Raw genomic sequence first — 13,363 nt, 5'->3', positions numbered from 1 at the left:
CATGAAACTGAACCTCCCCCTCCTCGCCCTCGCCGCCGGCGCCTTCGGCATCGGCGTGACCGAGTTCGCCCCCATGAGCCTGCTCCCCGTGATCGCCACCGACCTCGGCGTCTCCATCCCCACGGCGGGCCTGCTGATCAGCGCCTATGCGCTCGGCGTCATGCTCGGCGCGCCGCTGATGACCCTGACCACCGGCCGGGTTGCCAGACGGGCCCTGCTGATCGGCCTCGTCGGCATCTTCACCGTGGGCAACCTGCTGTCGGCGGTCTCGACCGACTATACGATGCTGCTGATCGCCCGGATCGTGACCTCCCTGAACCACGGCGCCTTCTTCGGCGTCGGCTCGGTGGTCGCCGCCGGGTTGGTCGCACCGAACAAGCGGGCGGGCGCGGTCGCGGCCATGTTCATGGGCCTGACCATCGCCAATGTCGTCGGGGTGCCGCTCGCGACCTGGGCCGGGGACGTGCTCGGCTGGCGCGCTTCCTTCTGGGGCATCGCAGGGATCGGCGCCGTGGTCATGGCCGCCCTGCGCCTGACCCTGCCCGCCCTGCCCGCGCCGACGGGCGGCAATGTCGCCGACGAACTGCGCGTCCTGACGAAGGGATCGGTCCTCTCGGCCCTCGCCCTGACCGTGATCGGATCCAGCGCCATGTTCACCGTCTTCACCTATATCGCCCCGATCCTGAAGGAGCAGACCCACGCCTCCCTCGGCTTCGTCACCGCCATGCTGGTGACCTATGGCCTGGGCCTCACGCTCGGGAACTGGCTGGGCGGGCGGTTCGCGGACCGGTCGGTGGACCGCACCCTGATCGTCACCCTGGCGGCCCTCGCCGTCCTGCTGGTCGCCTTCGCCCTCGTCATGCCCTTCGCGGCGCCCAGCGCGATCGTGATCTTCCTGTGGGGCGTGGCCAGCTTCGCCCTCGTCCCGCCGTTGCAGGTCCGGGTCATGACCGCCGCCGCCGACGCGCCCAACCTGGCCTCGGCCGTCAATATCGGCGCCTTCAACCTCGGCAATGCCATCGGCGCGGCCTTGGGCGGGGCGGTGATCGCGGGCGGCCTCGGCCTTCCCGCGGTCGCTCTGGCCGGAGCGGTCGCCGCCGCCGCGGGTCTGATCTTCGCCCTGTTCCTCGCGAGGCCTCGGCGGGTAGTCGCGACGGCCGAGGGGGCGGCCTGAGCTAGGCCGCCCGCTTCGCCATCAGCCGGGCGAGGTCAGCGGTCGGGCAAGAGACCTCCCCGGTCATCCACTGCTTGAGCATGGCCAGCTGACCCGCCGCCGCCCCCGCCGCGATCAGGGCCGCCGGTCCCTCGCTGCCGGCATCCTCCAGCCTCGCCGCGATCATCGCCGCCAGCTTGCGCTGCAGCTTGTCGAGCAGGCCCGAGGCGAACAGCATCCGCCCCAGCGACCTCTGCTCCCACAGATGGGCCAGCATGGCCTGCAGCCGGTAGATGTCGCCGCGCCCCATGGCAGCGTCCGCCAGCGGGTCGAACAGGGGGTCGATGACCGCGACCAGCACCTCGTCCTTGTTGCGGAAATGCTCGTAGAAGGTCGAGCGCCCGACCCCGGCCTCGGCGATCACATCCGCCGTCCGGATCGCGTCGTAGCGGCGCGAGAACATCAGCCGGATGAAGGCCTCCGAGATCGCCGCGCGCGTGCGGCGTATGCGTCGGTCCGTCTCCTGCGCGTCATGGGTCATTCACCCACGATAGGGCATCCGCCGGCCCCTGTTCAGCCGTCGTGTTCCGGACAAATGACAGCGAAAGTCCGGAAACGGACTCCGCGCCCGATCGTCCCTCGCCCTGCCCCGCCTACCTCGCCACCCTCGTGCGACCATTTCAGGAGGGGCGGATGACCGACGAGACCACGAACTCGAACACACAAGCAGAGGACCGTCTCGGCGGCGGGCTGATGCTGAGCGGGACCCTGGCGGCCCTGTTCCTGATGCTGCACCACCCGACCTCCCTGCACGGGCCGGACGACGGCCATCTGATGCGCGACTGGAGCAATGGACTGGTCCACGGCGGGATGATCGCCTGCATCCTGGTCCTGATGGCCGGAGCCTCGGTCCTGCCGCGGCGGCTGGGCGAGCAGTATCTGTCGGTGCGGGCCGGCGCCCTCGCCTTCAACGGCGGTATGGCCGCCCTGATCGGCGCGGCCCTGGTCAACGGCTTCGCCGTGCCCCGGATCATGGCCCACGCGGCCAATCACGAGCTGGCCCGGCTTCAGGCCTCGCCCTTCGGCTCCCTCAATCAGGTGCTGGCCTTCTTCGGCATGATCCTGATCGGCCTCGCCTGCGCCCTTTGGGCCGTGCGGATGCTGCGGATGGGCCTGATGACCAAGGTCGCGGGCGGTCTCGGCGTCGGGGTCGCCATCCTCTCGGGCTGGTGGCTGATCCACGGCCACGGCGACTTCAGCCTGATGCCCGCCGTGATCGCCTTGACGGTCTTCGCCGTCTGGTCGCTGATCGTCGCCGTCCAGCTGATCCGGGGCCAGATTCGATGACCGACACCCACCATATCGCCGCCATCGTGCCCGCCAGCGACCTGGAGGTCAGCACCACCTTCTATCGCCGGCTGGGGCTGGAGGTGATCAGTGACCACGGCCATTATCGGCTGCTGGCCGACGGGCGCGGCTGGCGGCTGCATCTGAACCGGGTCACGGGCTGGCCGGCGACAGTCGAGGACAATCCGCTGGGCCTCTACCTCTATGTCGAGGATGTCGATGCCGTCGCCGACCGGGTCCGTGACCTGATCATCGAGCCGGGCACGCCGCACCTGAAGCCCCGGGGGACCTATGAGTTCGCGGTCAGTGATCCCAACGGGACCCTGGTCCGCATCGGCCGCGCGGTTCGCTGACCCTGTTCACGCCCTCGCCCCGGTCCTATGACGGCTGGGTGAGTGAGACCGAACCCTTCGACGCCCGGCAGGATCTGAAGGACGCCCCGCGCGTCGGCGGGCGGATGCGGCCCAGGGACGCGGCGACCCTGATTCTCTTCCGTGATGGAGCCTCCGGTCCCGAGGTGCTGATGGGCCGCCGCGCGCCCGGGCACGTCTTCATGGCCTCCAAATGGGTCTTCCCCGGCGGTCGGGTCGAGCGCGGCGACTTCACTGCCGCCTCCACCGGCGACCTGGTCGAGGCCGCGCGGCTGGAGGCCGAGGTGCCGGCCCGCCGCGCCCGGGCTCTGGCCCTCGCCGCCATCCGCGAGACCTTCGAGGAGACGGGGATGATGCTGGCGCGGCCGGCCCCCATCGCCTCCGTCGCCGGCGGCTGGCGCGAGTTCCGGTCCGTGGGCGCCCTGCCTGACCTGTCGGTCCTGACCTATGTCGCGCGCGCCATCACCCCGCCGGGCCGCACCCGCCGTTTCGACGCCCGTTTCTTCATGGCCGAGGCCTCGGGCCTGCTGACGCCCGAACCCACCGCAGGATCGGGCGAGCTGGACGAGATCGCCTGGATGCCCCTGGCCGAAGCCCGGACGCTGGAGCTGCCCGCCATCACCCGCATGGTGCTGGGCGAGGCGGCCGAGCGCCGCGCCGATCCGGGTCGCGTCCCGCCCTTCGTCCGCTTCGTGCGCGGATCGCATGTGATCACAAGGGACTGACGCCATGACCGGAATCACCCTGCGCCTGACCATCGCCGACCCGGTTCCGGGCATGACCTACAGCCTTCAGGACCAGAAGTCGGTCCCCGTAGGCCCGGTGGTCGCTACCGACGCGCCCCTGTCGTTCGACGTGCCGGCCAAGCTGTCCGACGACAACCGTCTGACGGGGCCATTCGTGCGCCGCGAGGGGCCGGAGCGACGCTTCGTCTATATCGCCATCGGAGGGCAGGCTGGCGGCCATACGACGGTCAGCCGCCGCGCCAAGATCGACGTCCACCAGCTTGGCGCCCTGCTGGATCAGGCGAGAGCCGGAAAGACCCTTGCGGTGACCCTTCCGGGCCGCGACAAGGACGGTCTTCCGGCCTGCGCGACGGTCAAACCCATCGAACCGTGGCGCGCCGTTTGAATCCACGTTGACTTCCGGGCGCGCCTGAGTATGTTCCGCGCCTCTTATTTTAAGCGGCTTTCGCCGTCGCAGAGGTAATTCCGATGGCCAAGCCAGCTTCTATCAAGATCCGCCTGAACTCGACCGCCGACACCGGCTTCTTCTACGTCACCAAGAAGAACGCCCGCACCATGACCGAGAAGATGGTCGTCAACAAATACGACCCGGTCGCGCGCAAGCACGTCCAGTTCAAGGAAGGCAAGATCAAGTAAGATCTGGCCAACTGCCTGAATTGAAAGCGCCCGGTCAGCGATGACCGGGCGTTTTTCGTTTGGGGTCGCGCCCGCCGACTAGGCCGCTCTGGCGATGACCTGGTTGCGGCCCGAGGCCTTGGCCTCATAGACGCCCTCGTCGGCCCGCTTGAGCAGGGCCTCGGGGGTGTCGTCGGATCCGAGGGTCGCGGAAACCCCGATCGAGACCGTGACGGTCAGGTGTTCCTTGCCGCCCATGACCCGGAACGGGGCCAGACCGATGTCGCGGCGGATACGGTCGGCGATGCGGTGGGCGTCGGCCAGGGTGGTGTCGGGCATGACCACCACGAACTCCTCCCCGCCCAGACGGCAGGGCAGGTCCACGGCGCGGACATTGGTCGCCAGCCGCACGGCGAACTCGGTCAGGACCTCGTCCCCGGCGTCGTGGCCGAAGCCGTCGTTGACCGACTTGAAGTGGTCGATGTCCAGCACCAGCACCGCGACGGGATCGCCGCCGTGATTGGCGCGCTGGACGAAGGCCTGCAGCTGGCCGGCCATGTAGCGACGGTTATGCAGCCCGGTCAGGGCGTCGGTGACCGCCATCTCGAGGCTGTAGTCCAGCTTCTCGCGCAGGAAGTCGGTATAGCGCTTGCGGCGGATCTGGGTCCGGGCCCGCGCGGCCAATTCTTCCGAATCGATCGGCTTGGACAAGATGTCGTTGACGCCCAGCTCCAGCGCCTTGACCAGACGCGGCCGCTCGGCGGCGTCGACGATGGCCAGGATGGGCAGGTGGCGGGTCGGCTCGGCCGAACGCACCTGGGCGATCAGGCGCAGGCCGTCGAAGGTGTCGGCCGCCGTATTGACGATCATCAGATCGATCAGACCCTTGGAGGCGATCAGGGCGGCGCCCGCGTCGGTCTCGACTACCGGCCGGTGTTCACGCGACAGCTCCTCGACGATCTTCGCCGACTGGCGCTCATTGTCGTCGACGATCAGGACCCGACCGCCCGAACCGCGCAGACGCCCCGCGCCGTCGGTGGAGACGCCCAGGCGACGCCCGCTCTCCTCGCGCTCGCGCAGCTCGTCCATGATCAGCTTCAGCCGGACCAGCGACCGGACCCGGGCGAACAGCACCAGATCGTCCAGCGGCTTGGTCAGGAAGTCGTCGGCGCCGGCGTCCAGCCCGCGGATACGGTCCTCGCGGCCATCCAGGGCGGTGACCAGGACCACCGGGATATGACGCGTCTCGGGGTCGGCTTTCAGCCGCTTGCAGGTCTCGAACCCGTCCATGCCGGGCATCATGACGTCCAGCAGGATGATGTCGGGCTTCTCGGCCGAGGCCAGCTTGATGGCCGTCAGACCGTCGTGGCAGCTCAGGACGTCATAGTATTCGAGCGTCAGCTTGGCCTCGAGCAGACGGACGTTCGGCTCGACGTCGTCGACGACCAGAATGCGCGCGGTCATCGGCCGGTCACCGGCACGGGCGCGCCCAGGTGCTTCCGGACGGTCTCGAGGAAATGCATCACCGAGATCGGCTTGGAGATATAGGCCTCACAGCCGCCCTGACGGATCCGCTCCTCATCGCCCTTCATGGCGAAGGCGGTGACGGCGATGACCGGGATGTGGGCCAGCTCCTCGTCGTCCTTCAGCCACTTGGTGACTTCGAGACCCGAGATCTCGGGCAGCTGGATGTCCATCAGAATCAGATCGGGCATGTGCTGACGCGCCAGAGCCATCGCCTGCAGCCCTTCGCGGGTCTGCAGGGTCTGGTACCCTTGCGAGTCGAGCAGATCATGAAACAGCTTCATGTTCAGCTCGTTATCCTCGACGATGAGGACTTTCTTGGACATCATCACCTGGTCTGGTTCGCCTCCGGTCGCGCTACGGCGTGGAGGCTGGGTCGCCTTCTTCCCGTGCAATATGGGCGCCCGGGTCTTAAGTTGACGTGAAGCCGGAACCGGCCCGGAGAAATCAGATTTGGCCATCACGGCGATCTGCCGCGACTGTCTGTGGAACGGGGCCGAGGCGCCGGGCGACGGGCGCTGTCCGGAGTGCGGTTCGCGCCGGATGATCTGCGATCCCGAGCTGGACCAACTGACCATCGCCCACCTCGACTGCGACGCCTTCTACGCCTCGGTGGAGAAGCGCGACCGGCCCGAACTGCGCGACAGGCCGGTCATCGTCGGCGGCGGGGTGCGGAGCGTGGTCTCGACCTGCTGCTATGTCGCGCGGCTGTACGGCGTCCATTCGGCCATGCCGATGTTCAAGGCGCTCAAGGCCTGTCCTGACGCCGTGGTGATCAAGCCCGACTTCTCGAAGTACGTGTTTGAATCACAGCGTATCTTCGGCTTCGTCGGCGAGCTGACCCCGCTGGTCCAGACCCTGTCGCTGGACGAGGCCTGGATCGATCTGGCCGGCACCGAACGGCTGAACGGTGGCCCGCCGGCCCTGCAACTGATCCGGCTGATGAAGCGCATCGAGGACGAGACCGGGCTGACCGTCTCCATCGGCCTGGCGCCCAACCGCTTCCTCGCCAAGATGGCCTCCGAGATGGACAAGCCGCGCGGCTTCTCGGTCGTCTCCAAGCGCGACGCCCGGGCCATTCTGGCGCCCCGTCCCGTCACCGCCCTGCCCCACGTCGGGCCGGTGTTCGGCAAGACCCTGAGGAGCGACGGCTTCAACACCATCGGCGACCTGGCCGCCGCCGATGTGAAGGATCTGGTCAAACGCTACGGCGAGGCGGGCCTGCGGCTGCACGACCTGTCCCACGCCCGCGACAATCGCCCGGTGCGCCCCGAGCACGACCGCAAGGGGATGAGCGCCGAGACCACCTTCAACACCGATCTGACCACCGCCGAGGATCTCGAAGCCGAGCTCTGGCCCCTGTGCGAGAAGCTGGCCTCCAAGGCGCGGCGCGACGGCGTGGCCAGCCGGGTGGTGGTGCTCAAGTTGCGCCGCACCGACTTCAAGATCATCACCCGCCGGATCACCGCCCCCGAACCGATCCAGACCGCCCGCGCCCTGTTCGCCATCGGCCGCGACCTGCTCAAGCCGGAACTCGGCCTGCCCTATCGCCTGATCGGCATCGGCATGGCGGATGTCGTCGATGCCGTCGAAGGCCCCACCAGCCTGTTCGCCTCCACCGAAAGCCGCGCCCTCAAGACCGAGACCACCATCGACAAGCTGCGCGCGAGGTTCGGCAAGGACGCAGTGGTGGCCGGGCGGGCGCTCAAACGCTGACCAGTCAGTCCTGAAGAGCCGCCGGTTCGCTGACCTCGGCAACCGCCGCCGGAACCCTGGCGGTCAATCGCCGCCAGAACGGCGCGCACAGGGCCAGACCGATCACCGCCACCACCGCCCCGGCGCCGATCTGGAACAGATCGATGCGCCCCTCGGGAGCGCTCAACGCGCCGGCCAGACCCAGATCCCGCGCCGCCAAGACCCCGATCGCCATCCAGCCCAGTCCCAGCGCCACCGCCAGAAAGCCCGCAAGGGCCAGCAAACCCAGAGGCAGAAAGACCTTCACCAGGCGTGCCGGTCCCGGCAAGGCCCCTGTCAGCCCCGCCGCCCGTCGATTGAGCCAGAGCCGCCAGGCGATGAGGGCCGTAAAGGCCACGAGCGCGGCGAGGCCCGACCAGTTCCGGACGCTGGCGGGCTGCAGAACCGCGCTGAGGGCCCATGCCATGACGAGCGCCAGCAGAACCGGCAGAAGCAGCCAGTAGAACACCACCACCCCCCGCCTGAACACGGCGGACGAGCGGCGCAGAAGGGGCGATACGGTCATGCTGGCGAGTAAATCCGAAGATCGGCGATCCAGCTAGTGCGCCTTCTCCGCCCGCGCGGTCAGATAGGCGTGGATTGCGGCGATGTCCGCATCGGTGAAGGCGCTGAAGTTCTCGCGAGCGACCTCTGACATCAGACCCTTGTCCTTGCCGTCCATCGCGACGCCGGTGCGCATGAACTTCGTGAAGCCCGGCAGGTCATAGGAAGCGGCGATCAGCAGGTCGGGCGTCCAGCCAGGCTCGCCCTTCAGGTTCGACCGATGGCATTCGCTGCAGACCCTCACGGTCAGATGCCGGCCATAGGCGTACCGCGACCCGGCGTCGAAGGCCGGGTTCGCCCTGGCCACCGCCACCCAGTCGGGGATCGGCTTCGTCAGCCCCAGCAGGATCTTCAGCCGACCGAGGGGACCGAAGCTCTCGCGCGGGCGCTCCGGCCCGGCGGCCGGATGGGTGCGCAGCCAGGCGATGACGTCGGCGACCTCCGCGTCGGTCATCGTCGTCCAGGTCTCGGAGGGCATGGACCAGAGTTTGGTCCCGTCGGCGCGCACGCCCGAGCGGATCGCTCGCGCCAGCTGGCTATCGGTGTAGCGGGGAACGACCCGGGTCAGATTGGCCGTATAGACCCGGCTGTTCCAGAAGCCGCTGCCGTGCCACTCACTGCCCTGCAGGTTGCGCTCGTGGCAGCCGTCGCAGCCGGACACCCGGCCGATATAGGCCCCGCGCGCCACCGCGCCCGGATCGCTGGCCGCCACGATGGTCGGCATCGGGGTCTCGGGCTTCGAGCGGATGATGATCTCGCTGCCGCCATAGACCACGGCCAAGGCCAGGACGATCAGTCCCGTCAGGGCGATCAGCCCCCATCGGACGAACTTCAGCATCGGCGGCCCTCCTGACCGAACGATGATCACCGATATCCGAAACTTTGGCCAGCCGTCTTCAACGGCCCTTAACGGCGATGTGTCAGGGTCGCGCCATGTCCGCCTTCATCGACAAGATGCGCCGCCGCGCCGGCCGCTACCTCGACGTCCGACCCGTGCGGATCGCGCCCGAACGCGGCGTCTTCAGCCTGTCGTTCGACGACATCCCGCGCACCGCCTGGACCGAGGCCGGGCCAATCCTGGCCGAGCACGGGATCACGGCGACCTACTATGTCTGCGGCGGCCTGTCGGACGGAGCGAACCTCGACCTGCCCCAGTTCAGCACCGACGATTTGCAGGCCTTGCACGCGGCCGGGCACGAGGTCGGCTGCCATACCTATGAACATGTCTCGACCCTGACCCTGTCGCCGTCGGAGCTGGACGCCAGCTTCGCCCGCAACGCCGCCTGGGTGGCCGAGCGGCTGGACGGCTATGTCATGCGCACCTTCGCCTATCCGTTCGGCGACGCCTCCCTGGGCTCCAAGGCCGTGGTCGACAGCCGCTTTCTGTGCGGACGCGGGGTGCGCGACGGGATCAATGCGGGCAAGGCCGACCGCGCCAACCTTCAGGCCATCGGTCTGGAGAGCCGCCGCATCCCCGGCTACGACCTCGAAGGCCTGATGGCGAAGACGGCCGAAGAGAAGGGCTGGCTGATCGCCTATGGCCACGACGTCATGGACGGCCCGACGCCCTACGGCTGCACCCCCGACGACCTCGACCGCGTGATCCGGCTGGCCAAGGCCGCCGATCTGGAAATCCTGCCGGTCGCTTCGGCGTGGGAGCGGGTGGCGGCCTTAGCGGCGACGGGTCAGTCGTAGCAGACGGTCCCCTCGGACGTGACCCGTCCGTCTTCGACTACCGCGTAGCAGCCGAAGGTCGACCGTTCCGCTTCACACCGGCCTTGCTGGACGCTGCCGGGCGCCGGCGGCGGTCCCGGAGGACCACTGACCTCAAGGATGCACTTGCCCTGACAATCGACCTTGCCTGAGCAGATCTTCCCGGCGTCCGCGTAGCGCGACTGACAGAACGGTGAACCGAACGGGCCACGACTCTCATAGCCGCCTTCACCAAGGCAGACCTTCAGATCGGAAGCCGACAGTTTTGGCCGGGGATGGGCGCAACTGCCCGCCGTGACACACACAGCCAAGGCCAATGTGATCTTCAGCAGCCGCGTCATCCGGAATCTTTCAAAAGCGTCGGGCGGCAGCCTTCCATGGTTCCGGACAGGACTCCACCCGCCAGATCAGGCCGCCTGCTTCTCCGCCTCGGCCATCGCGACGGCGCGCTTGTCTGCCCACGGGATCAGAGTCGACTTGGGCCAGGCGACCAGCCAGGAGCGCGGCAGGTATTCGCCGCTCTCGATCATGCCGCGGCGGGTCGGCGAGGTGGCGCCGGCGCGGTCGGAATGGATCTGGCCCGGGCCCTGATGGACGATAAAGGCGCCGCCCTTCAGCGGGTTGAGACGCAGATAGGCCATGCGCGGGCTGATCGTCTCCAGCGGCGGATCGTAGAACCAGCTCGAGCCGATCATCCCGGCCAGCTCGGGGCGGCGCTTGCAGATGGCGGCGGCCGAGGCCCAGGCCTGATCCCAGCCGGATTCGGAGAAGTCGTCGGTGTGGCGGCTTTCGGTGTGGACCTCCAGCCAGGGCTTCTTCCAGCCCTGCGCCTTCACATAGGCGATCAACTGGCTCCAGCCGTAGCCGTCGCGGCCGTTGCGGACCACCTGACCCGGCCCCATCGGGGACGACAGGTCGATGGTCTGGGTTTTGGCGCCCGGTACGCTGAGCACCAGCGAGAAGCGCACGTCCTTGGCCCAGTGGTCGCGATCATACTCGGCGCCCGTCTCGGCGGCCTCGGTCAGGAAGGCGGCCAGCTTGTCGAGCCAGAACGGATAGAACTGCAGCACCTCGGGCGGCAGGTCCGCCTCCTTGACCCGCCCGGGCAGCTCCAGCGCCCAGGTGGCGACGAGCGCGCGGCGCAGGGCGTCGGTTGCGCCCTCGCCCAGAGCTTCGTCGGCGGCGTGGGCCGGCAGGTCGAAATTCCAGTGGCTGGCCGAGGCCTTCGCCGGATAGACGGCCTCGACCGAGGCGATGTCGACCACCGCGCGCTCTTCGGCGCTGAGGCGGTCACGGATGGCCTTGAAGGCCGCGATCTGGGCAGTCGAGAGCGTTTCCATGGCCCCAGCATGACACACGGCGGTTGGCGAACCTTTAAGCGCCGGGCTTAAGGCCCGACCAAAGTTAGGAGGCGGCCGCGATCCCCGTCCGATAGATGGAAGGCCTGCTGTCAGACAGGGGGCGGACATGGACGAGATCGAGAGACTGATGGGCCAGGCCCGCAAGGCGCGCCAGTTCGCCGTCACTGTGGACGAGAAGACCCGCCTCGCGCTCGAGAACTACGCCCGCGAATGCGACCAGAAGGCCGCTGATCTGGCCGAGGGCCGCAGCGGACCACCCGAGGGAACACGGCTTTCCTGAGGGGCTTCTGCTCCTTGACGGATGACGGGACCGGCGCGGCGCGCTAAACCCCCGGCGTCCCTCAAAGGAGCATTCCGCATGACCGTCGCCGCCCGTATCGCCGAACTCGGCATCACCCTGCCCGAGCCCGCCAAGCCGGTCGCCAGCTATGTCTCCTTCGTCCAGACGGGCAATCTGGTCCACATCTCGGGCCAGCTGTCGAACGACGCCTCGGGCGGGATCAAGGGCACTGTCGGCGAGGACGTGACCCCGGAACAGGCCGCCGCCGCCGCCCGTCTGTGCGCCATCAACCTGATCGCCCAGATCAAGGCCGCCGTGGATGGCGATCTGGAGCGCGTCGTGCGCATCGTGAAGCTGGGCGGCTTCGTCCAGGCCGGACCGGGCTTCACCGCCATCCCCGCCGTGATCAACGGCTGTTCGGACCTGATGGTCGAGGTCTTCGGCGACGCCGGCAAGCATGCCCGCTCGGCCGTCGGCGTCTACCAGCTGCCGCTGGGCTTCGCCGTCGAGGTGGACGCCATCGTGGAAGTCCGCTGAGCCTGAGCTCGAACTATACGATTCATGTCCATGACAGCCTCGCGGCCATCGGTCGCGAGGCCTGGGACGCCTGCGCCGACCTGACCGGCGATCCCTTCGTCAGCTACGACTTCCTGCACGCCTGCGAGGCTTCCGACAGCGCCTCGCCGCGTCAGGGCTGGGCGCCGCGCCATCTGAGCCTGCGCGACGACAACGACGACGTCCTCGGCGTCATGCCCCTCTATCTCAAGGGCAACAGCCAGGGCGAATACGTCTTCGACCACAGCTGGGCCGACGCCTATGAGCGGGCCGGCGGGCGCTACTACCCCAAGCTGCTAGGCGCCGTGCCCTTCACCCCCGCGACCGGACCGCGCTTCCTGCATGCGCCGGGCACGGACGCGGCCACCGTGCGGCAGGCCCTGCTGCAGGGCGCGCTGGGCCTGACCGGCCAGACGGGCGTCTCGTCCCTGCACATCAACTTCCCGACCGAGGTCGAATGGAAGGCCATGGGGGAGATGGGGCTGCTGCTGCGGCAGGACATGCAGTTCATCTGGAGGAACCGCGACTACCGGACCTTCGACGACTTCCTCGCCGCCCTGTCGTCCAATCGCCGCAAGACCATCCGCCGCGAGCGCCGCGACGCGCAGGAGGGCCTCGACATCCGCGTCCTGACCGGAGCGGAGATCACCGAGGCCCACTGGGACGCCTTCTTCGCCTTCTACATGGACACAGGGTCGCGGAAGTGGGGCCGGCCCTATCTGACGCGCGAGTTCTTCGCGATGATCGGCCAGACCATGGCCGACCGCATCGCCCTGGTGATGGCTTTCCGAGGCGAGACGCCGATCGCCGGGGCGCTCAACTTCATCGGCCGCGACGCGCTGTATGGCCGGCAGTGGGGCACGCTGGAGGATGTGCCCTTCCTTCACTTCGAGCTCTGCTACTACGCGGCCATCCAGTTCGCGATCGAGCGCGGCCTGTCGCGCGTCGAGGCGGGGGCGCAGGGCGACCACAAGATCGCGCGCGGCTATCTGCCCTCCCCCGTCTATTCAGCCCACTATATCGCCGACAAGGCGCTGAGGGTCCCGGTGGCGCGCTATCTGGATCAGGAACGGCCCGGTATGGCCGCCGAGATCGAGGCGATGACGCGCGAGCTGTCGCCGTATCGGGAGGGATAGGTACTCCCCTCAGAGCCAGCGAACACCGTCAGCCGTTATGTCCAGCACAGCCGCCCGATGGAGCTCCCGCCAAGGTATCGTCGAGGTATCGTATTCAACGATCTCGTAGCTGCGTCCGCATGTTCTCCAGCCTGTACACGGCGCCAGGTTGGGCTCCTGATCCCACGGGATACCGGCCAGCCGGCGGAGTTCGGCCATTGCATCGTCACGACTGCCGAACCGGCCCAGCGGCTCGGCGTGACGCTCGTCCTCGATCACGAACAC

Annotated in this window: 19 protein-coding genes; 11 read left to right on the top strand and 8 right to left on the bottom strand. The window is 68.3% G+C overall.

What is annotated here, in order from left to right:
- Nucleotide 1 precedes the first annotated feature (1 nt).
- Nucleotides 2-1,174 (top strand): MFS transporter, encoded by a 1,173-nt coding sequence (locus tag AC07U0_RS15365; RefSeq protein ID WP_494720847.1) that lies wholly within the window; start codon nucleotides 2-4, stop codon nucleotides 1,172-1,174.
- A gap of 1 nt (nucleotide 1,175) precedes the next feature.
- Here the strand turns inward: AC07U0_RS15365 and AC07U0_RS15360 are convergent, their stop codons facing one another.
- Nucleotides 1,176-1,694, bottom strand: a complete 519-nt coding sequence (locus tag AC07U0_RS15360) for a TetR/AcrR family transcriptional regulator (RefSeq protein WP_494720846.1) — start codon at nucleotides 1,692-1,694, stop codon at nucleotides 1,176-1,178.
- A gap of 152 nt (nucleotides 1,695-1,846) precedes the next feature.
- On the opposite strand from AC07U0_RS15360, the gene AC07U0_RS15355 reads away from it, so the two are divergent.
- The 5 genes from AC07U0_RS15355 (at nucleotide 1,847) to rpmG (ending at nucleotide 4,253) form a co-directional block, all read left to right on the top strand.
- Entirely contained in the window at nucleotides 1,847-2,500 is a 654-nt protein-coding gene (locus AC07U0_RS15355; protein WP_494720845.1) for a hypothetical protein, read from the top strand.
- Nucleotides 2,497-2,853 carry a VOC family protein gene (locus AC07U0_RS15350; protein WP_494720844.1) on the top strand — a complete coding sequence of 119 codons (357 nt, stop codon included), beginning with the start codon at nucleotides 2,497-2,499 and terminating at the stop codon, nucleotides 2,851-2,853. Before AC07U0_RS15355 ends, AC07U0_RS15350 begins: the two co-directional genes overlap by 4 nt.
- 104 nt (nucleotides 2,854-2,957) lie before the next feature.
- Nucleotides 2,958-3,596: an NUDIX hydrolase gene (locus tag AC07U0_RS15345; RefSeq protein WP_494720993.1), complete on the top strand. Its 639-nt coding sequence runs from the start codon at nucleotides 2,958-2,960 to the stop codon at nucleotides 3,594-3,596.
- Between the two features lie 4 nt (nucleotides 3,597-3,600).
- On the top strand, nucleotides 3,601-4,002 hold the full coding sequence (locus AC07U0_RS15340) for a DUF5990 family protein (RefSeq protein ID WP_494720843.1): 402 nt from the start codon (nucleotides 3,601-3,603) through the stop codon (nucleotides 4,000-4,002).
- 83 nt (nucleotides 4,003-4,085) lie between these two features.
- The gene (gene rpmG, locus AC07U0_RS15335) at nucleotides 4,086-4,253 is read left to right on the top strand and encodes a 50S ribosomal protein L33 (protein ID WP_207870951.1); all 168 of its coding nucleotides are present in this window, start codon (nucleotides 4,086-4,088) and stop codon (nucleotides 4,251-4,253) included.
- Between the two features lie 78 nt (nucleotides 4,254-4,331).
- Here the strand turns inward: rpmG and AC07U0_RS15330 are convergent, their stop codons facing one another.
- Nucleotides 4,332-5,696: a PleD family two-component system response regulator gene (locus AC07U0_RS15330; protein WP_494720842.1), complete on the bottom strand. Its 1,365-nt coding sequence runs from the start codon at nucleotides 5,694-5,696 to the stop codon at nucleotides 4,332-4,334.
- Nucleotides 5,693-6,082, bottom strand: a complete 390-nt coding sequence (locus tag AC07U0_RS15325; RefSeq protein ID WP_494720992.1) for a response regulator — start codon at nucleotides 6,080-6,082, stop codon at nucleotides 5,693-5,695. Before AC07U0_RS15325 ends, AC07U0_RS15330 begins: the two co-directional genes overlap by 4 nt.
- 127 nt (nucleotides 6,083-6,209) lie before the next feature.
- On the opposite strand from AC07U0_RS15325, the gene AC07U0_RS15320 reads away from it, so the two are divergent.
- Nucleotides 6,210-7,472, top strand: a complete 1,263-nt coding sequence (locus AC07U0_RS15320; protein ID WP_494720841.1) for a DNA polymerase IV — start codon at nucleotides 6,210-6,212, stop codon at nucleotides 7,470-7,472.
- A 4-nt stretch (nucleotides 7,473-7,476) separates the two neighbouring features.
- Here AC07U0_RS15320 and AC07U0_RS15315 read toward each other — a convergent pair whose 3' ends face one another.
- Nucleotides 7,477-8,016: a hypothetical protein gene (locus tag AC07U0_RS15315; protein WP_494720840.1), complete on the bottom strand. Its 540-nt coding sequence runs from the start codon at nucleotides 8,014-8,016 to the stop codon at nucleotides 7,477-7,479.
- A gap of 33 nt (nucleotides 8,017-8,049) precedes the next feature.
- Nucleotides 8,050-8,892 carry a c-type cytochrome gene (locus tag AC07U0_RS15310; protein ID WP_494720839.1) on the bottom strand — a complete coding sequence of 281 codons (843 nt, stop codon included), beginning with the start codon at nucleotides 8,890-8,892 and terminating at the stop codon, nucleotides 8,050-8,052.
- A 95-nt stretch (nucleotides 8,893-8,987) separates the two neighbouring features.
- Between AC07U0_RS15310 and AC07U0_RS15305 the strand changes: the two genes are divergently transcribed.
- The gene (locus tag AC07U0_RS15305) at nucleotides 8,988-9,749 is read left to right on the top strand and encodes a polysaccharide deacetylase family protein (protein ID WP_494720838.1); all 762 of its coding nucleotides are present in this window, start codon (nucleotides 8,988-8,990) and stop codon (nucleotides 9,747-9,749) included.
- Here the strand turns inward: AC07U0_RS15305 and AC07U0_RS15300 are convergent.
- The gene (locus AC07U0_RS15300) at nucleotides 9,740-10,108 is read right to left on the bottom strand and encodes a hypothetical protein (RefSeq protein WP_494720837.1); all 369 of its coding nucleotides are present in this window, start codon (nucleotides 10,106-10,108) and stop codon (nucleotides 9,740-9,742) included. The two genes, AC07U0_RS15305 and AC07U0_RS15300, sit on opposite strands and share 10 nt — an antisense overlap.
- A 66-nt stretch (nucleotides 10,109-10,174) precedes the next feature.
- Nucleotides 10,175-11,107: a hypothetical protein gene (locus AC07U0_RS15295; protein ID WP_494720836.1), complete on the bottom strand. Its 933-nt coding sequence runs from the start codon at nucleotides 11,105-11,107 to the stop codon at nucleotides 10,175-10,177.
- Nucleotides 11,108-11,234: 127 nt separating this feature from the next.
- Here AC07U0_RS15295 and AC07U0_RS15290 point away from each other — a divergent pair, with 127 nt between their 5' ends.
- The 3 genes from AC07U0_RS15290 to AC07U0_RS15280 all read left to right on the top strand — a co-directional run bounded on the left by AC07U0_RS15290 (nucleotide 11,235) and on the right by AC07U0_RS15280 (nucleotide 13,099).
- Nucleotides 11,235-11,408 carry a hypothetical protein gene (locus tag AC07U0_RS15290; protein WP_494720835.1) on the top strand — a complete coding sequence of 58 codons (174 nt, stop codon included), beginning with the start codon at nucleotides 11,235-11,237 and terminating at the stop codon, nucleotides 11,406-11,408.
- Between the two features lie 78 nt (nucleotides 11,409-11,486).
- Entirely contained in the window at nucleotides 11,487-11,945 is a 459-nt protein-coding gene (locus AC07U0_RS15285; RefSeq protein WP_494720834.1) for a RidA family protein, read from the top strand.
- Between the two features lie 2 nt (nucleotides 11,946-11,947).
- Nucleotides 11,948-13,099 carry a GNAT family N-acetyltransferase gene (locus AC07U0_RS15280; protein WP_494720991.1) on the top strand — a complete coding sequence of 384 codons (1,152 nt, stop codon included), beginning with the start codon at nucleotides 11,948-11,950 and terminating at the stop codon, nucleotides 13,097-13,099.
- 9 nt (nucleotides 13,100-13,108) lie between these two features.
- Here AC07U0_RS15280 and AC07U0_RS15275 read toward each other — a convergent pair whose 3' ends face one another.
- A complete protein-coding gene (locus AC07U0_RS15275; RefSeq protein ID WP_494720833.1) occupies nucleotides 13,109-13,363 on the bottom strand; it encodes a hypothetical protein in 255 nt (84 codons plus the stop codon).

It is taken from the genome of Brevundimonas sp. GW821-FHT02A10, from assembly GCF_059422025.1.
This window is presented reverse-complemented; position numbering and strand designations above follow the sequence as displayed.